The organism is Pseudomonas syringae pv. cilantro (assembly GCF_001293775.1).
Taxonomy (GTDB): Bacteria; Pseudomonadota; Gammaproteobacteria; order Pseudomonadales; family Pseudomonadaceae; genus Aquipseudomonas; species Aquipseudomonas syringae_P.
The window spans coordinates 91,137-114,254 of sequence record NZ_LGLN01000029.1; the positions used below are offsets into that span (position 1 = coordinate 91,137).

Here is a 23,118-nt window from a genome sequence, read left to right on the forward strand (position 1 = left end):
AGAGGATCGTCATGAAGTTAGCCATAGTCACGGCCTGCCCGAGCGGCAAGGTCAGCAGCGTACTCAGCGCACGATTGCTCGAAGCGGCCGCACTGCGTCAGGGCTGGGAAACCAGCGTCGAAATCATCGACCCCAACAAGGCTGATCAGCAGCTCTCGCCTGAAGATATCCAGGCCGCTGATCTGGTGCTGGTGGTCAATACCGGTCCGGTGGACCTCAGCCGCTTCGTCGGCAAGCGCCTGTTTCAGGACTCGCCTGCGCATGCGCTGCAGGACGTCGACGGTTTTCTGCAGCGCGCTGCGAAAGAAGCACAAGTGCATGTCGCCACGCAGGCTGTCGCACCGCAAGCCGTCAGCAGTGCCGGCGCGCAACCGCGTATCGTGGCGATCACGGCCTGTCCGACCGGCGTGGCGCACACGTTCATGGCCGCCGAGGCGATTCAGCAGGCCGCCAAGCGCCTGAATTACGATTTGCAGGTCGAGACCCAGGGCTCGGTCGGCGCGCGCAACCCGCTCAGCCCTCAGGCGATTGCCGAGGCTGACGTGGTGCTGCTGGCTGCCGACATCGAGGTCAATACAGACCGCTTTGCCGGCAAGAAAATCTACCGCTGTGGCACCGGGATTGCGCTGAAGCAATCCGAAGCCACCTTGAAAAAGGCGCTGGCGGAGGGCCAGGTCGAATCTGACTCGACCGCTGCCAAGTCGCCCGCCCGCCATGAGAAAACAGGGGTCTACAAGCATTTGCTGACCGGCGTGTCGTTCATGCTGCCGATGGTGGTTGCCGGTGGTTTGCTGATCGCGCTGTCATTCGTGTTCGGCATTACTGCATTCAAGGAGCCGGGCACGCTGGCTGCGGCGTTGATGCAGATTGGCGGTGAAGCGGCATTCAAACTGATGGTGCCGTTGCTGGCCGGTTACATCGCCTATTCCATCGCTGACCGTCCGGGGCTGGCGCCGGGGATGATCGGTGGTTTGCTGGCGAGCACGCTGGGGGCCGGTTTCATCGGCGGTATCGTCGCGGGGTTTCTGGCCGGTTACAGCGCCGCCGCGATCAATCGCTATGCGCGTCTGCCGGCCAGCGTCGAAGCGCTCAAGCCGATTCTGATCATCCCCTTGCTGTCGAGTCTGTTCACCGGTCTGGTGATGATCTACGTGGTCGGCAAGCCAGTAGCCGGGATGCTTGAAGCGCTGACCCACTTCCTCGACAGCATGGGCACTACCAACGCGATTCTGTTGGGCGTGGTGCTGGGCGCGATGATGTGCGTCGACCTCGGTGGGCCGATCAACAAGGCGTCTTATGCGTTCTCGGTCGGCCTGCTGGCTTCGCAGAGCTACGCGCCGATGGCGACTGCCATGGCTGCCGGCATGGTGCCGCCCATCGGTATGGGCATCGCCACCATTCTGGCCCGTCGCAAATTCGCCCAGAGCGAGCGTGAGGCCGGCAAGGCTGCCTTCGTGCTGGGGCTGTGCTTCATTTCGGAAGGCGCGATTCCATTCGCTGCCAAGGACCCGTTGCGGGTGATTCCGGCCAGTGTCGTCGGTGGCGCGCTGACCGGCGCCTTGTCGATGTACTTCGGTTGCAAACTGATGGCGCCCCACGGTGGCCTGTTCGTGATGCTGATCCCGAACGCCATCAACCATGCGCTGCTTTATCTGTTGGCGATTGTCGCCGGTAGTCTGCTGACCGGCGTGGTGTACGCGCTGATCAAGCGCCCGGAGCCTGCCGAGATGGAAGTGGCGCCCGCCAGCGCCTGATCCGCTCCCGGTCTCTGACGCAAGCCCTCAGCGTGCCAGCGCGAGGGCAACCCCCTGGCCACCGCCGATGCACAGCGTGGCCAGGCCTTTTTTCGCATCACGCCTGATCATTTCGTGCAGCAGGGTGACCAACACGCGGCAGCCTGACGCGCCAATCGGGTGACCGATGGCGATGGCTCCGCCATTGACGTTGAGTTTCTGCGGGTCCAGCCCTAATTCCTTGCCCACCGACAATGACTGCGCGGCGAACGCTTCGTTGGCTTCGATCAGGTCCAGTTCGTCCAGCGACCAGCCGGCCTTGTCCAGGCAGCGGCGGGTGGCGCTGACCGGGCCGATGCCCATGATTGCCGGGTCTACGCCTGCGTTGGCATACGCGGCGACACGTGCCAGCACCGGCAGGCCCAACTGCTCGGCCCTGGCTGCGCTCATCAGCATCACGGCGGCAGCGCCGTCATTGAGCGACGAGGCGTTACCGGCGGTGACGGTGCCGTCTTTTTTGAACGCAGGTTTGAGTTTACTCAGTGTCTCGGCGGTAGTGCCGGCGCGGGGCTGCTCGTCGACCGCGAAAGACAGCGGGTCACCCTTGCGCTGCGGGATCAGGATCGGGGTGATTTCGTCGGCAAAGCGCCCGGCTTCGATGGCGGCAATCGCCTTTTGCTGCGACAGCGCGGCGAAGGCATCCTGTGCTTCGCGGCTGATGTCGTATTTTTGCGCCAGATTTTCTGCAGTGATGCCCATGTGGTAATCGTTGAAGGCATCCCACAGGCCGTCACTGATCATCGTGTCGACCATTGTCGCGTGGCCCATGCGCAGGCCGGTTCGTGCGCCGGGCATGACGTAATTGGACAGGCTCATGTTTTCCTGTCCGCCAGCGATGATGATCTCGGCGTCACCGCAGCGAATCGCCTGAGCGGCCAGATGCAGCGCCTTGAGGCCTGAGCCGCAGACTTTGTTGAGGGTCATGGCCGGGACCGAAAAGGGCAGGCCGGCCTTGATGGCGGCCTGTCGCGCAGGGTTCTGCCCGGCACCTGCGGTGAGCACCTGGCCCATGATGACTTCGTCGACATGCGCGCCGTCCACGCCGGTTCTGGCCAGCAGCTCGCGGATGACCGCCGCGCCCAGGTCGACCGCTGGAACGGCCGCCAGTGAACCCTGGAAACTGCCCACGGCGGTGCGGGTCGCGGCAACGATAACGACGTCTTGCATGGTGCTGATCCTCATTGTTATTGAGGGCGCATGGTGGCACAGATAGCTCGGCAGGTTCCAACTGCGAACCGGTCAGTCACGTTTTGCAGCTGGCCTGCAAACGGGTTTCAAAGGCCCATGCGCCGCTTTGCGCGTTGTGCCGATCCGTCCCTTACCGCCCAGCGCAGTATCGGCGCGGTGGTGTTGACGCCGAGGCGGATCAAGCCGCGTTTCAACGGGCTCTGCGTGACATCGAGCATCTCGCTGGCCCAAACCGGCAGCAGCTCGATCCCGGCACGCATCATCAGCACGCCGAAGGGCTTTGCGAGCCAGTTGGGTGCCGGAGCATCCAGCAGCAGGCGCACTACCTCACGACTGCGGTCATCGCAGACCAGTTGCCCGCGAATGTTCGCCAGATAATCGGCGATAGCCTGTCGGCAGCGCGGCACGTGACGAGCGCCCAGCCGTTCGGCGACCAGAGCGGTCTCGGCGTAATACCGATCCTGGTCTACCGGCGACATCGCCGGGTTGTGATAACGCACATGCGCCGCGAGAAAACTGCTGACTTCGGCGACGTGCACCCAGGTCAGCAGGTCCGGGTCGCTGGCGGCGTAAGGGCGACCGTCAAGCGCCGTGCCGGTGACTTGCAGGTGGATGGCGCGCACCTTGTCGATCAGCCAGTTGGCGTCCTGTGTGGAGCCGTAGGTGGTGCCGGACAGAAACTGCCCGGTACGCCGCAGACGACCGAGCATGTCCTGCCGAAAACTGGAGTGATCCCAGATACCTGCCAGCGCCAGCGGATGCAGCGCTTGCAGCATCAAGGCGCTGATGCCACCGACCAGCATGCTGGAGAAATCACTATGCACCTCCCAGCACACCGCCTGCGGACCAAAAAGACCGGGATCGCCCTTGGGGTTTTCCAGATCCAGCTGGCCGAGGGCGAGGCCGGTGAGGCTGATGACCTGAGTTTCGATGCGGGTACGAATGAATTCCATGTCGGGCTCGTGCATCGGGAAGGGAAGTACGGCAGAGAAGCTTTTGCGGTAACGGATCGGGCGATGCTTCGCTCCCACAAGGAGAAGGTACGCGCGCTCCTGTGGGAGCGAACTTGTTCGCGAAAGGGTCGATACATCCGCTAAAGGTGTACCTTCTGAAATAAAGCTTTCGCGGACAAGTCCGCTCCCACAAGGAGAGCTTACCTCCGCTAAAGATGTACCGTCTGAAATAAAGCTTTCGCGGACAAGCGAAGCGTCGCCCGGTCCGCCCTCACGGCCTTCGGCCAGAATCAAGAGCGAACGTTTGTAGCACGGAGCGTGTGGGGCGATTGCGCTTAGCCGCGGTGACGGCCGCGGAAGTAGTTGATCAGCCCTTGAGTCGACGCATCGTCAGCCGGCTCTTCGGTTCCGCCAGTCAGACGCTGGTACACCGCCTTGCCCATTTCCTTGCCCAGCTCGACGCCCCACTGGTCAAACGCGTTGGTGCCCCAGATCACGCTCTGCACGAACACCTTGTGTTCATACATTGCCACCAGCGCGCCAAGACGGCGCGGGCTGATGCGCTCGACTACCAGCGTGTTGCTCGGGCGGTTGCCGGGAATGACCTTGTGCGGTGCCAGTTTCTGCACCTCTTTTTCGTCCATGCCTTTGTCACGCAGCTCGGCTTCGGCTTCGGCGCGGTTCTTGCCCATCATCAAGGCCTGGCTCTGCGACAGGCAGTTGGCGTACAGCCACTGGTGGTGGTCGGCAACCGGGTTGAAGCTGACAATCGGCACAATGAAGTCGGCCGGAATCATCTGCGTACCCTGGTGCAGCAGCTGATGGTAAGCGTGCTGACCGTTGGCACCCACGCCGCCCCATATCACGGGCCCGGTGTCGGTCAGTGCAGGGCTGCCGTCCTGGCGCACGCTCTTGCCATTGGATTCCATGTCCAGCTGTTGCAAATGTTTGGTGATGTTGCGCAGGTAATGGTCGTACGGCAGGATCGCGTGGCTTTGCGCGCCCCAGAAGTTGCCGTACCAGACACCCAGCAGCGCCAGCAATACCGGCATGTTCTGCTCGAACGGCGCGCTCTGGAAATGCTGGTCCATGGTGTAGGCACCGGACAGCAGTTCCTTGAAGTTGGACATGCCGATGGCCAGTGCGATAGGCAGACCGATCGCCGACCACAGCGAGTAGCGACCGCCGACCCAATCCCACATCGGGAAGATGTTTTCTTCGCGGATACCGAAGGCCACAGCGGCGGCATTGTTGCTGGAAACCGCGATGAAGTGGCGATGCAGTTCCTGCTCCGAACCGCCTTGAGCCAGGTACCAGGCACGGGCAGCCTGAGCGTTTTTCAGCGTTTCCAGTGTATTGAAAGACTTCGACGAGACGATGAACAAAGTGGTCTCGGCGCGAATCTTCATCGACAGCTCATGGAACTCGCTGCCATCGATGTTCGCCAGGTAGTGACAACGCACGCCTTTGTGCGCGTAGGCCACCAGGGCTTCGGAAACCAGTTCCGGGCCGAGGAACGAGCCGCCGATGCCGATGTTCACCACGTCGGTGATCGGCTTCTCGGTGTAACCGCGCCACAGGCCGTCGTGGATGCGGCCGACCAGCTCGGTCATCTGGTTGAGCACGCGGTGCACGTCCGGCATCACGTCGACACCGTTGACTTTCAGTTTGTCGCCTACCGGACGACGCAGTGCGGTGTGCAGTGCCGGGCGACCTTCGGATGAGTTGACCAGTTCGCCGTCGTACTGCGCTTTGATCGCTTCTTTGAGGCCCACCTCACCGGCCAGACTGACCAGCAGGTCGCGAGTCTCGGCGGTGATCAGGTTCTTGGAGTAGTCGAGAAACAGACCGGCGCTGCTGAGCGTGAACTGGCTGAAGCGCTGCGGATCGGCTTTGAACGCCTCACGCATGCTGAAGTCCTGCATGGACTGACGGTGTCTGGTCAACGCTTGCCAGGCGGGCAGAGCGGTCACATCGGAAGGATTGCGGTAGTACGCCATCGCTGCGGGTTTCCTTTAACGGGTTCGGTCCTGGATATTTTTAGAGCGAGGTTGCAAGCTTTCTCACTGGCTATACGTCGCAGACTACCCTTCACGTTCCTGTTTGTCTGCGCCTCGTCCTACTTGACCCCGGTACTTTTTCGCACGCAAGAAACCGGGGGTTTCACTCGAATATGGTCGATTGTGGTTCAGGCAACCTGTACCGGTATGGCATTTCAGGTGCGGCTTAGTTCATTGGCCGGTGAATCCCTTCAGCTTCTGGTCAGGTGCAGATTGTCGATCAGTCGGGTCGTGCCCAGAAACGCAGCGGCCAGAATCACCACATCACGATCCTGTGCCGTTGCCGGACGCAGGCTGCCGGCTTCGCAGATTTCCAGGTAATCGATGCGGAAACCGGCCGCTTCCAGTTGCTGCTTTTTGCCGCTCAGCAACGTCGCCAGATCCTGCTCGCCGGCGCGCAGGGCGTCGGCGGTCTGGCGGATGGCCTGATACAGCGCAGGAGCCGTCGCGCGTTGAGCTTCGCTCAGGTATCCATTGCGTGATGACAGCGCCAGGCCGTCGTCGGCGCGCACGGTCGGTTCGCCGATGATCTGGATCGGCATGTTCAGATCACGAACCATGGCGCGGATGACCGCCAGTTGCTGGAAATCTTTCTCACCGAAAATCGCCAGATCGGGTTGCACCATATTGAATAGCTTGCTGACCACGGTGGCGACGCCTTCGAAATGACCGGGGCGGCTGGCACCGCACAAGCCTTGCGACAGGTGTGGCACGCTGACGATGGTCTGGCTGGCTGTGCCATGCGGGTACATTTCTTCGACGCTGGGCGTGAACAGCAGATTGCAGCCAGCCTGCAGCAGTTTTTCCTGATCGGCCGCCAGGGTGCGAGGGTAGGTCGCGAGGTCTTCCTTGGGGCCGAACTGCAACGGATTAACGAAAATGGTCGCAACCACGAAATCGGCGCGCTGAGCGGCCTTGGCGACCAGCGCGGCATGCCCGCTATGCAGGTTGCCCATGGTCGGCGTCAACGCGATGCGCTTGCCTTCGCCGCGGGCGCGCGCAATAACTGCACGCAGTTCCTGGACGGTTTTAACTGTGTTCATGCCGAGAATCCGTGTTCGATGGCCGGAAAGCTGACGTCTTTGACGGCGGCCACGTAGGCCTGAATGGCGGACTGGATGTCTGGCTGGCCGATCATGAAGTTCTTCACGAACTTGGGCACACGTCCGCTGATGGACAGGCCCAGCATGTCGTGCAGCACCAGGACCTGGCCGTCCGTGGCGCTGCCTGCGCCGATGCCGATCACCGGGACGCTCACGGCCTGGGTGATTTCCTCGGCCAGTTCGCTGGGCACGCATTCCAACAGAATCATCGCTGCGCCAGCCTGTTCCAGCGCGATGGCATCGGCGCGCATCTGCCGTGCCTGAGCTTCCAGACGGCCCTGAACCTTGTAGCCGCCCAGCACGTTGACCGACTGCGGCGTCAGGCCCATGTGGGCGCAGACCGGAATCCCGCGTTCGGCCAGCAGGCGAATGGATTCACCGAGCCAGGCAGCGCCTTCGACCTTGATCATGTGCGCACCGGCCTGCATCAGTGTGGTGCTGTTGAGGAAGGTCTGTTCCAGCGTGGCGTTGGCCATGAACGGCAGGTCGGCAAGTATCAGCGCGCCTGCATTGCCGCGTTTGACACAAGCAACGTGGTAGGCCGTTTCGGCCGTGGTGACAGGCAGCGTGCTGTCATGACCTTGCAGGACCATGCCCAGCGAGTCGCCTATCAGCAGCACTTCGACACCAGCCTGGCAGGCTGTGTGCGCGAAAGTTGCGTCGTAGCAGGTCAGCATGGTGATTTTTTCACCTTTCTGCTTCATGGCCAGCAACGACGTAACGGTTATGTTCGGCATGTAAAGTCCTCCATCAGGCGCTGTGAAGACAGGTATGCAGCGCGTGAGAGTCATTCTGGAAAAGCAGGCACACCGTCGTGTCGCGGTGTTTTGCAAAGGCCTGTTTCGCACCCGTTCGCCAGTGGTCTGGCGGCGGGAGGCCTATCTTCGTGAGGAGGGGGCGTGAAGTCAATTGAAGGTGTTACCTGTGTGCCGGATCGGTTACACAACTGAGGTAACAGACTGACGCTATGCGGCGCCAGGCAGGCGCTCCAGCCCGGCGAACGGGCATTCGCCGAGCAACTGATTCAGCTCGCGGCCATCCGCCAGAATCAGTCCGGGAGCCAGCTCTGCCAGCGGGTACAGCACGAACGCTCGAGCCTGAATGTGGTAATGCGGCACTTTGAGGCGCGGCTCGTCGATGACGCGATCGCCGAAGAGCAGAATATCGAGGTCCAGCGTGCGTGGCCCCCAACGTTCGTGACGTTCACGGCCCTGATCCAGTTCGATGGCTTGCAGCGCGTCGAGCAGCGCCAAGGGCGACAGAGAGGTGTCGAGCGCTGCTACGGCGTTGGTGAAGCGCGGCTGACCGGGCAGCAACGAGTCACTGACAAAAAAGGACGACACGCCAGCCATCTCACTGCCGGGCAATTGCGCCAGCGCCTTGAGCGCCTGGCGCAACTGCTCGGCCGGGTCAGCGAGGTTGCTGCCCAGGCCGATGTACACACGTTCGCGGGCCACCAGCGGTTTACTCACCGCTTTGCGCTTCGCCGCTGGTGCGCTTGCGCTTGGCACCGGTGTTGCGACGCCGTTTGCGCGGCGCAGCACCTGCGGCCTCGGGCTTGTTGCTCAGGTCCCGGATCATGTCGCGACGCTCGCTGTCGTTGCAGTCCTGATAATCGGTCCACCATTGGCCGAGACCGTCAGTCTGCTCGCCGGCGCTTTCACGCAGCAGCAGGAAGTCGTAACCGGCACGGAAGCGCGAGTTGTCCAGCAGCAGGTCGGCACGTTTGCCTGATCGACGCGGCAGACGCTCCTGCATGTCCCATATTTCGCGGATCGGCAGGGTGAAGCGCTTGGGAATCGCGATGCGCTGGCACTGCTCGATGATCAGCTCATGAGCAGCGTCCTGCATGGCCGCAATCGGCGGCATGCCACGTTCCTGCGCACGCAGCACCTTGGCCGGCAGCGCAGGCCAGAGCAGGGCGGCAAACAGAAACGCCGGGGTGACCGGTTTGTTCTGCTTGATGCGCAGGTCAGTGTTGAGCAAGGCGTTGCTGATCAGGGTGTGGGTGTACGTCGGGTTGTATTCCAGCGCTTTGGAACTGGCCGGAAACAACGGTTCGAACAGCTCCAGGTCGACCAGCATCTCAAAGGTCGGCGCAGCGTAGCCGGAGAGGAACAGTTTGAGCACTTCTTCGAACAGTCGCGCCGAAGGAATATCACGCAGCATCGGCGCCAGGGCGCGGATCGGCTGAGCGCTGTGTTTCTCGATGCCGAAATCCAGCTTGGCGGCGAAACGCACCGCGCGCAGCATGCGCACCGGGTCTTCTTTATAGCGCTGTTCCGGATCGCCGATCAGACGGATCAGGCGATTGCGGATGTCGTGCACGCCGTTGGCGTAATCCAGAACCCGCTCGCTGACCGGATCGTAATACAGCGCGTTGATCGTGAAGTCGCGACGCTGGGCGTCTTCTTCAAGTGTGCCGTAAACGTTGTCACGCAGGATGCGCCCGCTTTCGTTGCGCGAGGACTGATTGCTGTCCTCTTCTTCGTCATCCTGAGGATGATTGGCGCGGAACGTCGCGACTTCGATGATTTCGCGACCGAAGTGGATGTGCACCAGCTTGAACCGGCGGCCGATGATCCGCGCATTGCGGAATTCGGCCCGTACCTGTTCTGGCGTGGCGCTGGTGGCAACGTCGAAATCCTTGGGCGTGATATTGAGCATCATGTCGCGAACGCAACCACCGACCAGATAGGCCTGGTAGCCGGCGTTCTGCAAACGCTCGACGATATTGACGGCATAGCGGCTGAATTGGCTGCGCTGCAGCGAGTGCTGGCTGCTGTTGAGCACTTCAGGCGTTGTACGCGTATGTTGCTGCGGTTTGCGCAGTGGGGAACGAAATGACTGGAACAACTTCTTCAGCATGGGATGCACTGTTTGAAGGAATATTCGGCCAAAAACGGGGAATGACCGCATGATGGGTCGGGATTCTAGCATTTAGTCGAGGGATGGTGTAGGAAGCTGTCGCGGAAGGGACAAACTATGGCGCGGAGCCATGTTTCAAGAGCCGGTTTCGGTTGCAGCCGGAGAAGCTACCGGGGGAGCCGAAGCTCCCCCAAAGTGTGTGCTCTTTATTGTTGTTTTCTGTTCGGGCTTCTTGTTTTTATTGAGTGCCCATTCACGAGACTTTCGTCTGTGAAACCTCCCAATCGGGAGTCAAGAGCAAACGGATTGCTTTGGTCGCTGCGTTGCAATGATCATTCGATCCAACCAGTTCAGGCGCTACCTAAGGGTAGTTTTTGTTGTTCTCGGCCTGGTTGCGGGGCAAGCCCCAAATACAACTCCTCTCCAAAAGAATCAGTTAGCTGCGCCTCCGCCGTGTTGTTCTTGTTATGCGTGAGTCGATTCGTATTGTTTTTATTGTGGGTGTCGTACGGCTTGTTGTTCTTCTTGTACCAAACATATAGCAGAAGCTGTGCCAACTTTGGCGAAGCCCCGGAAATCGGGGCCTTGAGGTGTTCAGCGGTTTTCCTTGGGCGTAAAAAAGCCGGGCCTGCGTTACCGTAAGACCCGGCTTATGTTACGTGGAGTGTTTGCGGTAACAGTTTGTGCTCAGCCCTGTGCACCGCGTGCCAGAGCCTCGCACAGGTTTTCAGGTTTCGTTGGCTACGCCTTTGCGACGCGGAATGCCCAGGCGCTGGCGACGCTCCCACAGACACTTGCGACTGACGCCCAGTTTGCGCGCCAGTTCGGTTTCGGTCATGTGGTCCTGGTGCTCCAGAACGAAGTGCTGAAAGTAATCTTCCAGCGAGAGGTCTTCGCTCGGTTCGCTGCCGGTGGTGTTCGAGGAGCCGGGCAGCGGCGCCATGCCCATGTACTCGTCGTCATCGAGACCGTCCAGTTCAATGTCGATACCCAGCAGGTCGGCGGTGATGTCCGGGTTTTCGCAAAGAATCACCGAGCGCTCCACGGCGTTTTCCAGCTCGCGCACGTTGCCCGGCCAGCTGTAATGACGGATGGCCTGTTCGGCATCGGGTGCAAACTTCAAGTCGTCGCGACCGGCCTTGGCGCTCTGGCGCACCAGAAACGCTTGTGCAATTTCCAGTACGTCGCTGCCGCGCTCGCGCAACGCGGGCAGTTTGAGGGCGATAACGTGCAGACGGTAGAACAGGTCTTCGCGGAATTCGCCGTTCTTGGCCAGGGTCTTGAGGTCGCGGTGGGTCGCCGCAATCAGGCGCACATCGACCTTTTGGGATTGCACCGAGCCGACCCGACGAATCTCGCCTTCCTGCAATACGCGCAGCAGTCGCGCCTGGGCTTCCAGCGGCAACTCGCCGATCTCGTCGAGAAATAACGTGCCGCCGTCCGCCGCTTCGACCAGACCGGCACGACCGGCGCTGGCGCCAGTGAATGCGCCTTTCTCATGGCCGAACAGCTCGGACTCGATCAGCGATTCAGGGATCGCCGCGCAGTTGACCGAAATCATCGGCGCCTTGGCCCGGCGTGAAAGATTGTGCAGTGCGCGAGCGACCAGTTCCTTGCCGGTACCCGACTCACCCTGAACCAGTACGTTGGAATCGGTCGGCGCGACTTTGCGGATCTTGCTGTACAGATCGAGCATCGGCGGGCAGGAGCCAATGATGCCGATTTCGCCACTGGCGTTCTGCGAGGTGGCTTTTTCGGTACCGTTCACCTTGCTGATGGCACTGCGTTCGGCCTGCAGGCTCTTCACGGTCTGACGATCGCGCAGGATGCGCGAAACGGCCTGAAGCATTTCGTCGTGATCGAACGGTTTGGCGATGTAATCCACCGCGCCCATCTTCATCGAATCGACAGCCGAGCGCAGACTGGCGTAACTGGTCATGATCAGCACCGGTTTGCCTTCGCCCAGTTTGATCAGTTCGGTGCCGGGTGCGCCGGGCAGGCGCAAGTCGCTGACAATCAGATCAAATGACGGGATGCTGAAACGTTCCTGAGCTTCCTGAACGGAGCCCGCTTCACTGACCTCATACTGATTGCGTTCGAGCAGACGACGCAGGGCTGAGCGGATAATCGTTTCGTCTTCGACGATCAAAATATGCGGCATTGATTCAGTTCTCTCGACGGTCTCAGTTCGCGGTGGACGTCGCGTCGACATGGCGTGGCAAGGTCACCCGAATACGAGTACCACGCTGTTGCTCGGGATCGGCCGGGCTGTCGATAGTGATCTGTCCATAATGCTCTTCAACGATGGAATAGACCAGCGCAAGGCCAAGTCCGGTTCCTTCGCCAGGATCTTTGGTGGTAAAGAAGGGTTCGAACAAACGGTCCATGATGGCCTTTGGAATTCCACTGCCTTCGTCTTCGACGATGAGGTCGACGGTGTGCTCGAATACTTCGCTTTTGACCCGCACTGCGCTGCCCGCCGGGGATGCGTCACGGGCGTTGGACAGCAGATTGATCAAGACCTGCGCCAGACGTTGCGGATCACCGATGGCCCAGTGTTCGGGGTTGCACAGGTTGTAGAAGTGTACTTCGAAATTACGCCGGTTCAGCGCCAGCAGACCGATAGCATCCTGAGCCACTTCGGCCAGACAGACGGCTTCGTCGCTATGCTGATGCGCGCCGGCATGGGCAAAACTCATCAGTGACTGGACGATCCGCGACACGCGCTTGGTCTGCTCAAGGATCTGGCTGCTGATTTCCTTCAGTTCGCTGTCTTCTTCGCGCTCTTCACGCAGGTTCTGCGCAAGGCAGGCAATGCCGGTGATCGGATTGCCGATCTCATGCGCCACGCCTGCCGCCAGCCGGCCGATGCTGGCCAGACGCTCGGAATGCACCAGCTTGTCTTCGAGCATCTGGGTGTCGGTCAGGTCTTCGACCAGCAACACCAGGCCGCTGTTGCCGGGTGCCAGTGGTTCGTTGATCGCCGCCTTGTGCAGGTTGAGCCAGCGGGTCTGCCCGTCAAGGCCGAGTTTCTGCTTGTGCAAATGCTCGTCCGGCACACTGGTGAAGCCGGTCAACAGGCTTTTCCAGGGTTCGGCGATGGTGTCCAGACGCGAGCCTACGACCCGTTGCGCGACGATTCCAGTCAGCTCTTCCATGGCCCGGTTCCACATCAGAATCTCGTGGTCTTCGGCCAGAGAGCACACACCCATCGGCAGTTCCTGCAGCGTCTGGCGGTGGTAGCGGCGCAGGGCGTCGAGTTCGGCGGCGAGCCCGGTCAGGCGCGAGTGGTAATCCTCAAGCCGGCTTTCGATGAAGTGGATATCTTCGGTGACGTATTTCTCGCTGCCTGATTTATAGGGCAGGAAAGTTTCCACCATGTCCTGCGCAACGCTGGGGCCCATCAGCCCCGACAGGTTGGCTTCGATCCGGTCGCGCAGACGACGCAGTGCATAAGGGCGGCGCTCGTCGAAGGGCAGATAAAGATCGCGCAGGGCCTGTTCGACTTCCTTCTGCGCGGCTTTCGCTCCCAGGGGTTTGGCCAGTTGCGTGGCGAACTCCTGAGGCGACACGGCATGCAGTTCGCGGCGTTGCGGGCGACTCACGTTATCGACGGCGCAGGCTTCGGCTGCACTGACTTCTTCCGGGCTGGCGTTGGTAAACAGCGAAATCAGGGTGAACAGCAACACGTTGGCGGCCAGTGAGGCAATCGCCGCCATGTGCCAGCTGGTGTCGTCCAGCACGTAGATCATGTTCAGCCAGGGAATGTAGAAGCCCTGCAAGTTGCCGATCAGCGGCAGCAGCATGCTGATCACCCAGACCGCGATGCCCGCCAGCAAACCGGCGATGAAACCGCGCCGGTTGGCGGTCGGCCAGTACAGCACTGACAGCACGCCGGGCAGAAATTGCAGGGTCGCAACGAAGGCGACAATGCCGAGGTTGGCCAGATCCTGCTGGGCACCCAGCATCAAGTAGAAGGCGTAGCCCAGCGCGATGATCGCCACGATCAGCCCGCGCCGGGTCCACTTCAGCCAGCGATAGATATTGCCTTCGGCCGGTGGCTGATAAAGCGGCAGCACCAGATGGTTGAGCGCCATGCCGGACAGCGCCAGAGTGGTGACGATAATCAGCCCGCTGGCGGCTGACAGCCCGCCGACATAGGCAAGCATGGCCAGCGATTTGCTGTTGGCGGCGATGCCGATGCCGAGGGTGAAATATTCCGGGTTGGTGGTAGCGCCGAGCTTGAGCCCGGCCCACAGAATCAGCGGCACGGCGAGGCTGATCAACAGCAGAAACAGCGGCAGACCCCAACTGGCACTGACCAGCGAACGTGGGTTGAGGTTTTCCGTGAACGTCATGTGATACATGTGCGGCATGACGATGGCCGACGCGAAGAACACCAGCAGCAGCGTACGCCAAGGGCCTTCCTGCAACGGGGTGTGCAGTGAGGCGAGGGCGGTCTGGTTCTGCAGCAGCCACAATTCCAGCTGTTGCGGACCGTCGAACACGCCATACAAGGCATACAGCCCGACGCCGCCCAGCGCGATCAGCTTGATCAGCGACTCGAACGCGATGGCGAACACCAGCCCTTCATGCTTCTCGCGGGTCGCGATGTGCCGTGAGCCGAAGAAGATCGTGAACAGGGTGATCAGCGCGCAAAAGGCAACGGCGACCCTGTCCTGCACCGGTTCACGGGTCAGAATGCTGATCGAGTCGGCCACTGCCTGAATCTGCAACGCCAGTAATGGCAGTACGCCGATCAGCATGAAGATAGTGGTCAGCGCGCCCGCCCAGGTGCTGCGAAAGCGAAAGGCGAACAGGTCGGCCAGCGATGAAAGCTGGTAAGTGCGGGTGATCTTGAGGATCGGGTAAAGCAGCACCGGCGCCAACAGGAAGGCCCCGGAAACGCCGAGGTAGCTGGACAGAAAGCCATAGCCGTATTTGTAGGCCAGCCCCACAGTACCGTAGAACGCCCAGGCACTGGCGTAGACACCGAGCGATAGCGTGTAGGTCAGCGGATGACGAATGATCCAGCGCGGAATCAGGCCGCGCTCGCTGACCCAGGCTACCGCGAACAGCAGCAACAGGTACGCGGCGCTGACCAGCAGCATCTGCGTCAGGCTAAAGCTCATCGGCATCTCGCTGGCTTTGAAGAATGAACGTCACCACGATCAGGATCAGCCACAGCATGTACGGCCGGTACCAGGCGCCGGTCGCATCAATCCACCAGTCCATGATGGCCGGGGAGAACAGGTAGATACCTACTACCAGAAGCAAAACCAACCGGTATATGTACATCTGGTCTCCCTGCGCTGGTAGATGAGGAGCGGCATGTTAACGGATGCCGGGCAACCTGCAAGTATCCTTGAACCGCAGTTTTCCGCGACCGCTCTGGATCAGTCTATCCGGGCTTCTTCAATCGTGCGCAGCCTGGGGATCAAGTCGGCGTTCCAGTGCCTGATGCCCCAGGCGAGCACTTCCTGCGCGGTGCCGTCGGCCATGTGCGCGTCAACCGGCTGGCCCAGCGCGCGCAGGGCACGCAGCAACAACGGAGTCGCCTGATCGGCCGGCAGCGGCGGGGAGCGATAGGATTTGCCGAGCTTGTGGCCGTCCGGCTGGGTGATCAACGGTACGTGCAGGTAGCGCGGCTGCGGGAGGCCGAGCAGCTCTTGCAGATACAAATGGCGGGGTGTCGAGTCCAGCAAGTCCGCACCGCGCACGATGTCGGTGATGCCTTGCCAGGCGTCATCGATGACCACCGCGAGCTGATACGCGTAAAGCCCGTCACGCCTGCGAATCACGAAATCGCCGCTCTCACGGCCCAGATGCATGCAAAAAGTGCCCTGCACCCGGTCTTCGAAGCGGTATTCCAGTTCCGGCACACGAATGCGGATCGCCGCGTTGTCGGGCTCATGTCCCGCATCGCGGCACAACCCCGGATAAATGCCCTGAAACGGCTCGAGCTGTTTGCGCGAGCACGTGCATGCGTAGGCCAGACCATGCTGGAACCAACGCTGGATGATTTCAGCGTACGCATCATGACGCTCGCTCTGCCGGACTATCGCGCCATCCCATTCGAAACCGTAACGCTCCAGCGTTTCGAGAATCGCGCTTTGCGCACCCGCCATTTCCCGAGGCGGATCGAGATCCTCCATGCGCAACAGCCACTGTCCGCCCACCGCACGGGCATCCAGACAGGACGCGAGTGCTGCGACCAGCGAGCCAAAATGCAGATAACCACTGGGAGTCGGCGCAAAGCGCCCGATATAAGCCGGTTTTTTCATGGCTGGGATGGTACGGGCGGCGGGCTTGGGCGGGCAAGCGAAACGCGGCCGGTCGCCACGTTATGCTGCAACACAACGTCATGCCTTGTGCGCCGTCACTGCCCATAAAAGAAAGCGCTTTTCTACCCCGATGGCACTGACGACGAAGGAACCCGACGAAGGAGGGCCGGAAACGGAGCCAGGATTTTGGTTACTTTGATCCTTCAGAGTCACTCGCCGAGGGGCGAAAAGGTGCCTCAAGTCGAACCGAAATCTCACTGAATCGCAGAACTGTGTGACGCAGAGCGTCGCGAACCGCATGCTGACGCGGAGCGCCGGCACGATAGTCAAAGGCGCTTCCCGCCTTAAGGGCATCTTTGGCGTGTGTGTAACCCGGAGCAAGAGTCGCGATTCAGACCGCCACAAAAAAAGACGCCGAAGCGTCTTTTTTCAGTTCAAGGCAAGCCCAAGTCATTTACCGACCTGTTTTTCCTTGATTTCTGCAAGGCTCTTGCAGTCGATGCACATGTCTGCGGTAGGGCGCGCTTCCAGACGGCGGAGGCCGATCTCTATACCGCAGGACTCGCACCAGCCATACTCTTCATCCTTGATCAACTGCAACGTCTTGTCGATTTTCTTGATCAGCTTGCGCTCGCGATCACGGGCACGGAGTTCAAGGCTGAACTCTTCTTCCTGGCTGGCACGGTCGGCCGGATCAGGGAAGTTGGCAGCTTCGTCCTTCATGTGGCCTACCGTACGGTCGACCTCTTGCATCAAGTCCTGCTTCCATTTGTTCAGGATCTTGGTGAAATGCTCGCGCATAGGCTTGCCCATGTACTCTTCGCCCTTCGTTTCCACGTAGGGTTCGACGCCGCTGATGGGCTTGCTCTGTTTATTCTCTTGGGTGGGCATGTATGGACCGCCTCTCACTCTTCTAATCCGTTGTGCAGGATTGTTCCATCACCGACACCGGTCGGCCCTGCAACTGCAAGCGGGCGAACTTACCAGATCAAATCGGAGTGCGCTACTCCCGGTTGTCGAGCATGATGGCGCATTGGCCCTACAAAAATGGCCATTGCTAAACAGCTCCTTGCTTAAATGAACTCTAGCTGCCTGGCACCGTCATAATTACCTTTTGTCCGATGCCTGCCGACCGGCATCTGCAGGCCTTTGAAAGCACGCTGGCCGAGCGGTCGGTTAGAATCATGCCTCGTTGTCATGACCAATATGTTTTTGCTCCCCGCTTCACTATAAGGAAGACCCATGGCCCAGCCTTACAGCGCACGCAGTCGCGCCATTGAACCTTTTCACGTCATGGCGCTGCTGGCGCGGGCCAATGAATTGCAGGCAGCGGGGCATGATGTCATCCACCTCGAAATCGGCGAGCCCGACTTCACCACCGCAGAGCCGATCATCAAGGCGGGGCAGGCAGCGCTGGCCGACGGCAAAACCCGCTATACCGCCGCGCGCGGGCTGCCGCAACTGCGCGAAGCGATTGCCGGGTTCTACGCCACGCGCTATCAGCTCGACATCGATCCGCAGCGGATTCTGGTCACGCCGGGTGGTTCGGGGGCGTTGTTGCTCGCCAGCAGCCTGCTGGTCGACCCAGGCAAACACTGGCTGCTGGCCGATCCGGGGTATCCGTGCAATCGGCACTTTCTACGCCTGGTCGAAGGCGAAGCGCAACTGGTCCCGGTCGGGCCGCAGGAGCGTTATCAACTGACGCCCGAGCGGGTGGCGGCACACTGGAACCCGAACAGCGTCGGGGCTCTGGTCGCATCGCCAGCCAATCCGACCGGCACGCTGCTGAATCGCGATGAGCTGGCAGCCTTGTCCCTGGCGCTGAAAGCCCGCAACGGGCATCTTGTGGTGGACGAGATCTACCACGGCCTGACCTATGGCGTTGAGGCCAGCAGTGTTCTGGAGGTGGACGACGACGCTTTCGTCCTGAATAGTTTTTCAAAATATTTCGGCATGACCGGATGGCGGCTGGGCTGGCTGGTTGCGCCGCCCGAGGCAGTGGCGGATCTGGAAAAGCTCGCCCAGAATCTCTACATCAGCGCACCGAGCATGGCGCAATACGCCGCGTTGGCCTGTTTCGAGCCGCAGACGCTGGCAATCCTCGAGCAGCGTCGTGCCGAATTCGGTCGCCGTCGAGACTTTCTGCTGCCAGCCTTGCGGGAATTGGGTTTTGGCATTGCTGTCGAGCCGGAGGGTGCTTTTTATCTGTACGCCGACATCTCGGCCTTTGGCGGCGACGCCTTCGCGTTTTGCCGGCACTTTCTGGAAACCGAACATGTAGCCATCACCCCCGGGCTGGATTTCGGTCGTCATCAAGCCGGGCATCACGTGCGCTTCGCCTACACGCAGAGCCTGCCGCGTCTGGAACAGGCAGTCGAACGTATCGCTCGCGGTCTGCGGAGCTGGAACTCCTGATGCGCTTTACTCCAGAGCTTGAGCAGGGCCGCCTGCTGACGCGCTACAAGCGCTTTCTGGCGGATATTGAAACCGACAGCGGCGAGTTGCTGACCCTTCATTGCCCCAACACCGGTTCGATGCTCAATTGCATGATGCCGGGCGGTCGAGTGTGGTTCAGTCGCTCGAATGACCCCAAGCGCAAGCTGCCGGGCACGTGGGAAATCAGCGAAACGCCGCAGGGCCGCCTTGCCTGTATCAACACCGGGCGGGCGAATACGCTGGTGGAAGAGGCATTGCGCGCCGGGGTCATCAGTGAGCTCGATGGCTTTACGGTGCTCAAGCGCGAGGTGGCCTACGGACAGGAAAAAAGCCGGGTGGATTTTCGTCTGGAGTACCCGGATGGCTATCTCTACCTGGAAGTGAAGAGCGTCACACTGGGGTTCGATGACTCCGCAGTGGCTGCGTTTCCCGATGCCGTCACCCAGCGCGGTGCGCGGCACCTGCGGGAACTGGCGACGCTGGCGCGTGAAGGCGTGCGCGCGGTGTTGTTGTATTGCGTCAATCTGACCGGCATCGACGCCGTGCGTCCGGCAAAGGAAATCGACCCGGCTTACGCGTCTGCGTTGCGCGAGGCGGTCGATGCCGGGGTGCAGGTTCTGGCGTATGGCGTGCAACTGACGCCGGAGCAGATCTTCATCGACCGACCTTTGCGGGTGCAATGGCTGGACGCAGCTGTCTGATCGTGATTCAGCCATGGCCTTCATCAGGCGGCAGTTCGACCCAGATGCCTTGGTCGTCTTCGCGGCAACTGATCGCGGTCAAGGACTGACCTTCGCACGGTCCCGCGACACATTCGCCGTTCTCGATCAGAAACAGTGCGCCATGTGTGGCGCACTGGATCAGGCTGGCGCTGCTGTCGAGGAATTGATCTGCCTGCCATTCCAGGCGAATGCCCCGATGCGGGCAGCGATTCCGGTAGACGAACACCTCTCCCTGACAGCGTACTGCCAGCAATGCGTGTTCACCGACTGCAAACCCTCGACTATGTGCCTCGGGCAGTTGACTGGAGGTGCAAAGGAATCTCAAGGGGCCTCCAAAGGCGACGTGCAATGAACAGGAGCTGCATTGCGCACAGTCTGACAGCTTCCACAGGCCCTCGCATTGAAGTGCGCCACGGCGTCATCCCGGAACGCGTGAAGTAATACTTTTCCGATATCAACGTAGTCCATGTCTCAGAGCGCTTTGCCCGCGCCTGCTGGTCTCTCAGGCCGTATATCGTCCTGCCATGTCTTTCAAACCGGGAACATCATGAAACCCATGACTGCGGATGACGAGGCGCAGGCGCGCCAGGCCATCAGGTTACTGGAGCTTTTCGCCCTTAACACCGACGACACCGAGCAGCGCGTTGTCGGTATCTGCCAGCGTGCCTGGACGCCCGTCGGGCCTGTTGCGGCGGTCTGTGTTCAGCCGCGCTTCGTATGCCTGGCACGCACCACGCTTGACCGGATGCTGGCGCGCGATATCAAGGTGGTCGCGGTCGTCAACTTTCCTCACGGCAGCAGCAATGTCGGCTCGGTGGCTTCTGAAGTGCGCGCTTCGCTGATCGCCGGCGCTGACGAAATCGACGTGGTCTACCCGTTTCGAGCGCTGCTGGGCGGAGATCGGCAGACCGGTATCGACCTGATATCAGCGTGCAGTGCGTTATGTGGCGGGCAAGTGCCCCTTACGGTGACCCTGGAAACCGGTGATCTGCGAGACTCGCAGACCATTCACGCTGCGTGTTGCGATGCGATCGCTTCCGGGGTCAGCTTTATCAAGAGCAGTACCGGCAAGGCTGCTACCCACGTGACGCCGCAGGCCGCGCGGATCATGCTGGCGTCGATTGCCGATGTCGGCGGGCAGGTCGGTTTCAAAGTGGCCGGAGGCATTCGCACGTTTGATGAGGCGCGTTTTTACCTGGCGCTGGCTCGCGGACGGTTTGGCGCGCAGTGGGTCAATGCCGGACGCGTTCGCCTGGGCGGCTCAAGCCTGCTGGATGACCTGCTGGGGCGCCTGGGCCTGCAAGACGTGGCGGGCGAGGGTGAAGGGTTCTGAGGTGTTGACCGGGTTTATCCGGGCAAAAAAAAAGACCCGGCAAAAAGCCGGGTCAAAAACCGTGATTAGCCTGATGAGGAGATAATCTGAAAGTCCGAACCAAGGTCTTTCAGTTACCGTCCAGTCTCGCGACTGGATGTGATAATCATAACGATTCTCATTTGTAAGTCAACCTGTCTTTTTGTGGCTTGCTGGCGATTCAGGGCGGGCGTCTCAAGGCCAGGAGTCGGCAGTGCCGCGCAGATTTCGGCGTCATGAGCGAAACGGCGACAGGCAATACTTAACCGGCCCCACATGCAGGGCGCAGGCGGGCCGAAGTATTCAGTGATTCAACGAATGCGATAGCGCAGTCGCGTACCGAAGTTGACGGACATCAGGATCTCATCGGCGGAAAGCTCCGGCGGAAAGAACACACCTGAGATCTGTGCGTGCGCGATGCTCGCACCTTCCATTGGCGTGTTGCGCAGATCCAGCCCGCGCAGGTCGGCGGAGCGGAAGTAAGCGTCAGTGAAGTCGATGCCGGTGGTGTCCAGCAAGCGCAGGTCCAGACCGCGGAAATCGCCCCCGACCATGTCGATGGTGCCGGTTCGCGGTTTTTCCTGATTGAAACCTTCGACATTATCTTTGCGCAGCAGCATATAAAGTGGCGAGTCGATCTGTTTGGGCTGGCTCATGGCGGCCTCATCGTTGCGTTGGAATTATGGCGCCAGTATATCGCCATCATTATGAGGCCGTGAAGCGTTAACCGCTCAACGGCCATGCGTGGGTTTTACAGGCCTGGCAGGCGCTGGCGCAGGTTGCCGATGAGACTGTCCATGTCACGGCTGACGTTGGTCGCAACCTTCTTGCTGCGCAGAATTTCTTCTGCGCTCAGCGGCTCGCGATTGGCTTGCTGGGCCTCGATCACCTCCAGCGTGGCGTCGGACGGGTCGTTGTTCTGCGCCTGACGTTGTGCGAGCCAGCCAGCGATGACAGCCTGCGGCGCTTCGCAATCGATGATCAGGAACGGCACACCCGTGATTTCGGCTATTTGTGCCGCCGCGTCGCGCTGTTCATGCTTGAGATAAGTCGCGTCGATCACAACCGAGAAGCCTGCACGCAGGGACTTTTCAGCCAGTTCATGCAAGCGCGCATACGTTGCGACACTGGCCTGTTCGCCGTACAGCGCTGCACCCTGGCCGGGAAACAGACGTTTGCGCTCGATATCGGAGCGCAGGCGCACAGCGCCCAGCGACTCGACCAGACGCATGGCCACGTGGCTTTTGCCTACTGCTGAAACACCGTGAGTGATGGCCAGGAACGGTGACGGGATGGCGCTGTAACTTTCGGCCAGATTGGCATAGTTGCGGTACTGGCGCAGGGTGGCCGCACGCTGTAACCCATCAGCGTCGGGGGCCTGGCTGAACAACGCTACCTTGGCACGAACCATGGCGCGATAGGCTTTGTAGAAGTTCAGCAACTCAAGGCCTGCATAATCGCCGGTCACTTCCAGGTACTGACTGACCAGCCGACGTGAAAGCGATTTCAGGCCACGGTCCTCGAGGTCCATCGCCAGAAAGCCGATGTCGGCATAGACATCGGTCTTGCGGAACGGCTCGTTGAACTCGATGCAGTCAAACAGCACGACCTTGCCATCGATCAAGGTGGCGTTACCCAGATGGATATCGCCATGGCATTCACGGATGAAACCGTCGGCCTTGCGCTGCGTCAGCAAAGGCTTGAGTCGCGCAAAGCTCGATTCAGCCCAGGCCTGTAGGGCATCGAGTTGCGCCAGATCGGATTTTTCGCTGATCAGCGGGCGAATCTGCTCGAAATTCTGTACAACCGGCGACATGACGCTGTCAGGCGACCCCCATTCGCTCTCGCTGGTAACACGCGGCGAGTCAAGATGGAAACCGGCGATCTGCTGCGCCAGCGCGTCGATGTGGGCAGTGGTCAGCTCGCCATTGGCTTGCAGCGTGCTCAACAGACCGTCCTGTGAAAACTGGCGCATTTTGAGTGCGTATTCGATCACTTCACCGTCGCCTCCCAGTTGCGGCGCGTCGGCCGAGCCGGTGATCGGCAACACTTCAAGGTACAGATCGTCAGTGGTGCGCTGGTTCAGGCGCAGCTCTTCGTGACAGAAATGCTCGCGCAAGGCCAGTGTGGTGAAATCCAGAAAGCCGAAATTCATCGGTTTCTTGATTTTGTAAGCATAAGGGCCGGTCAGCAGAACCCACGAAATGTGCGTTTCGATGACCTGGAAATGCTCCACCGGATGAGGGAAAAGGGCAGGGTTCTGCAGGGCTGCGATCAAAGACTGGCTCACGGACGATCCTTCAGGAATGTATTCGAAATATAAGTGTGCGATGCAGCCATTATGGCCGCTTGGCACGAGG

At 60.5% G+C, this 23,118-nt stretch carries 19 protein-coding genes; 4 read left to right on the forward strand and 15 right to left on the reverse strand.

Translation table 11 applies throughout. The features are described from left to right. Positions 1 to 11 precede the first annotated feature (11 nt). Positions 12 to 1,754 (forward strand): PTS fructose-like transporter subunit IIB, encoded by a 1,743-nt coding sequence (locus ABJ99_RS05325; RefSeq protein WP_054084911.1) that lies wholly within the window; start codon positions 12 to 14, stop codon positions 1,752 to 1,754. A 27-nt stretch (positions 1,755 to 1,781) separates the two neighbouring features. Here ABJ99_RS05325 and ABJ99_RS05330 read toward each other — a convergent pair whose 3' ends face one another. The 12 genes from ABJ99_RS05330 to dksA form a co-directional block, all read right to left on the reverse strand. Then, entirely contained in the window at positions 1,782 to 2,960 is a 1,179-nt protein-coding gene (locus ABJ99_RS05330; RefSeq protein WP_054084912.1) for an acetyl-CoA C-acetyltransferase, read from the reverse strand. Between the two features lie 107 nt (positions 2,961 to 3,067). Beyond that, on the reverse strand, positions 3,068 to 3,934 hold the full coding sequence (locus ABJ99_RS05335; protein WP_054084913.1) for an oxygenase MpaB family protein: 867 nt from the start codon (positions 3,932 to 3,934) through the stop codon (positions 3,068 to 3,070). 335 nt (positions 3,935 to 4,269) lie between these two features. After that, on the reverse strand, positions 4,270 to 5,934 hold the full coding sequence (pgi, locus tag ABJ99_RS05340; RefSeq protein WP_054084914.1) for a glucose-6-phosphate isomerase: 1,665 nt from the start codon (positions 5,932 to 5,934) through the stop codon (positions 4,270 to 4,272). Positions 5,935 to 6,185: 251 nt separating this feature from the next. Beyond that, positions 6,186 to 7,037 carry a pantoate--beta-alanine ligase gene (panC, locus tag ABJ99_RS05345; protein ID WP_054084915.1) on the reverse strand — a complete coding sequence of 284 codons (852 nt, stop codon included), beginning with the start codon at positions 7,035 to 7,037 and terminating at the stop codon, positions 6,186 to 6,188. After that, positions 7,034 to 7,834, reverse strand: a complete 801-nt coding sequence (panB, locus tag ABJ99_RS05350; RefSeq protein ID WP_054084916.1) for a 3-methyl-2-oxobutanoate hydroxymethyltransferase — start codon at positions 7,832 to 7,834, stop codon at positions 7,034 to 7,036. The genes panC and panB overlap by 4 nt, the downstream gene beginning before the upstream one ends. A 228-nt stretch (positions 7,835 to 8,062) precedes the next feature. After that, entirely contained in the window at positions 8,063 to 8,569 is a 507-nt protein-coding gene (folK, locus tag ABJ99_RS05355) for a 2-amino-4-hydroxy-6-hydroxymethyldihydropteridine diphosphokinase (RefSeq protein ID WP_054084917.1), read from the reverse strand. After that, positions 8,562 to 9,965 carry a polynucleotide adenylyltransferase PcnB gene (locus tag ABJ99_RS05360; protein ID WP_054084918.1) on the reverse strand — a complete coding sequence of 468 codons (1,404 nt, stop codon included), beginning with the start codon at positions 9,963 to 9,965 and terminating at the stop codon, positions 8,562 to 8,564. The genes folK and ABJ99_RS05360 overlap by 8 nt, the downstream gene beginning before the upstream one ends. Positions 9,966 to 10,692: 727 nt before the next feature. Next, a complete protein-coding gene (locus tag ABJ99_RS05365; RefSeq protein ID WP_054084919.1) occupies positions 10,693 to 12,126 on the reverse strand; it encodes a sigma-54-dependent transcriptional regulator in 1,434 nt (477 codons plus the stop codon). Positions 12,127 to 12,148: 22 nt separating this feature from the next. Beyond that, positions 12,149 to 15,103: a sensor histidine kinase gene (locus ABJ99_RS05370; RefSeq protein WP_122234896.1), complete on the reverse strand. Its 2,955-nt coding sequence runs from the start codon at positions 15,101 to 15,103 to the stop codon at positions 12,149 to 12,151. Next, complete coding sequence (locus ABJ99_RS05375; RefSeq protein ID WP_002552060.1) at positions 15,087 to 15,263, reverse strand: hypothetical protein; 177 nt, start codon at positions 15,261 to 15,263, stop codon at positions 15,087 to 15,089. Before ABJ99_RS05375 ends, ABJ99_RS05370 begins: the two co-directional genes overlap by 17 nt. A 98-nt stretch (positions 15,264 to 15,361) precedes the next feature. After that, on the reverse strand, positions 15,362 to 16,249 hold the full coding sequence (gene gluQRS / locus ABJ99_RS05380) for a tRNA glutamyl-Q(34) synthetase GluQRS (protein ID WP_054084921.1): 888 nt from the start codon (positions 16,247 to 16,249) through the stop codon (positions 15,362 to 15,364). 450 nt (positions 16,250 to 16,699) lie between these two features. After that, complete coding sequence (gene dksA, locus ABJ99_RS05385) at positions 16,700 to 17,140, reverse strand: RNA polymerase-binding protein DksA (RefSeq protein WP_054084922.1); 441 nt, start codon at positions 17,138 to 17,140, stop codon at positions 16,700 to 16,702. A gap of 351 nt (positions 17,141 to 17,491) precedes the next feature. On the opposite strand from dksA, the gene ABJ99_RS05390 reads away from it, so the two are divergent. Together ABJ99_RS05390 and sfsA are read left to right on the forward strand one after the other, a co-directional pair. Next, positions 17,492 to 18,664 (forward strand): pyridoxal phosphate-dependent aminotransferase, encoded by a 1,173-nt coding sequence (locus ABJ99_RS05390; protein WP_054084923.1) that lies wholly within the window; start codon positions 17,492 to 17,494, stop codon positions 18,662 to 18,664. Beyond that, positions 18,664 to 19,386 carry a DNA/RNA nuclease SfsA gene (gene sfsA, locus ABJ99_RS05395; protein WP_054084924.1) on the forward strand — a complete coding sequence of 241 codons (723 nt, stop codon included), beginning with the start codon at positions 18,664 to 18,666 and terminating at the stop codon, positions 19,384 to 19,386. The genes ABJ99_RS05390 and sfsA overlap by 1 nt, the downstream gene beginning before the upstream one ends. A 7-nt stretch (positions 19,387 to 19,393) precedes the next feature. Here sfsA and ABJ99_RS05400 read toward each other — a convergent pair whose 3' ends face one another. After that, positions 19,394 to 19,732: a Rieske (2Fe-2S) protein gene (locus ABJ99_RS05400; protein ID WP_080378022.1), complete on the reverse strand. Its 339-nt coding sequence runs from the start codon at positions 19,730 to 19,732 to the stop codon at positions 19,394 to 19,396. A gap of 222 nt (positions 19,733 to 19,954) precedes the next feature. Here ABJ99_RS05400 and deoC point away from each other — a divergent pair, with 222 nt between their 5' ends. After that, entirely contained in the window at positions 19,955 to 20,740 is a 786-nt protein-coding gene (deoC, locus tag ABJ99_RS05405) for a deoxyribose-phosphate aldolase (RefSeq protein WP_054084925.1), read from the forward strand. Between the two features lie 329 nt (positions 20,741 to 21,069). Here the strand turns inward: deoC and ABJ99_RS05410 are convergent, their stop codons facing one another. Next, the gene (locus tag ABJ99_RS05410) at positions 21,070 to 21,414 is read right to left on the reverse strand and encodes a pentapeptide repeat-containing protein (RefSeq protein WP_054084926.1); all 345 of its coding nucleotides are present in this window, start codon (positions 21,412 to 21,414) and stop codon (positions 21,070 to 21,072) included. 95 nt (positions 21,415 to 21,509) lie between these two features. Further along, complete coding sequence (locus ABJ99_RS05415) at positions 21,510 to 23,048, reverse strand: bifunctional aminoglycoside phosphotransferase/ATP-binding protein (RefSeq protein WP_054084927.1); 1,539 nt, start codon at positions 23,046 to 23,048, stop codon at positions 21,510 to 21,512. Positions 23,049 to 23,118: the final 70 nt, after the last annotated feature.

Excerpts from the sequence above, each read along its gene's own strand:
- ABJ99_RS05365 (WP_054084919.1), bottom strand. The coding sequence starts at position 12,126 with ATGCCGCATATTTTGATCGTCGAAGACGAAACGATTATCCGCTCAGCC.
- ABJ99_RS05335 (WP_054084913.1), bottom strand. The coding sequence starts at position 3,934 with ATGGAATTCATTCGTACCCGCATCGAAACTCAGGTCATCAGCCTCACC.
- ABJ99_RS05375 (WP_002552060.1), bottom strand. The coding sequence starts at position 15,263 with ATGTACATATACCGGTTGGTTTTGCTTCTGGTAGTAGGTATCTACCTG.
- ABJ99_RS05390 (WP_054084923.1), top strand. The coding sequence starts at position 17,492 with ATGGCCCAGCCTTACAGCGCACGCAGTCGCGCCATTGAACCTTTTCAC.
- ABJ99_RS05370 (WP_122234896.1), bottom strand. The coding sequence starts at position 15,103 with ATGCCGATGAGCTTTAGCCTGACGCAGATGCTGCTGGTCAGCGCCGCG.
- sfsA (WP_054084924.1), top strand. The coding sequence starts at position 18,664 with ATGCGCTTTACTCCAGAGCTTGAGCAGGGCCGCCTGCTGACGCGCTAC.
- deoC (WP_054084925.1), top strand. The coding sequence starts at position 19,955 with ATGAAACCCATGACTGCGGATGACGAGGCGCAGGCGCGCCAGGCCATC.
- gluQRS (WP_054084921.1), bottom strand. The coding sequence starts at position 16,249 with ATGAAAAAACCGGCTTATATCGGGCGCTTTGCGCCGACTCCCAGTGGT.
- dksA (WP_054084922.1), bottom strand. The coding sequence starts at position 17,140 with ATGCCCACCCAAGAGAATAAACAGAGCAAGCCCATCAGCGGCGTCGAA.
- panB (WP_054084916.1), bottom strand. The coding sequence starts at position 7,834 with ATGCCGAACATAACCGTTACGTCGTTGCTGGCCATGAAGCAGAAAGGT.
- pgi (WP_054084914.1), bottom strand. The coding sequence starts at position 5,934 with ATGGCGTACTACCGCAATCCTTCCGATGTGACCGCTCTGCCCGCCTGG.
- ABJ99_RS05360 (WP_054084918.1), bottom strand. The coding sequence starts at position 9,965 with ATGCTGAAGAAGTTGTTCCAGTCATTTCGTTCCCCACTGCGCAAACCG.
- ABJ99_RS05330 (WP_054084912.1), bottom strand. The coding sequence starts at position 2,960 with ATGCAAGACGTCGTTATCGTTGCCGCGACCCGCACCGCCGTGGGCAGT.
- ABJ99_RS05325 (WP_054084911.1), top strand. The coding sequence starts at position 12 with ATGAAGTTAGCCATAGTCACGGCCTGCCCGAGCGGCAAGGTCAGCAGC.
- ABJ99_RS05410 (WP_054084926.1), bottom strand. The coding sequence starts at position 21,414 with ATGAGCCAGCCCAAACAGATCGACTCGCCACTTTATATGCTGCTGCGC.
- panC (WP_054084915.1), bottom strand. The coding sequence starts at position 7,037 with ATGAACACAGTTAAAACCGTCCAGGAACTGCGTGCAGTTATTGCGCGC.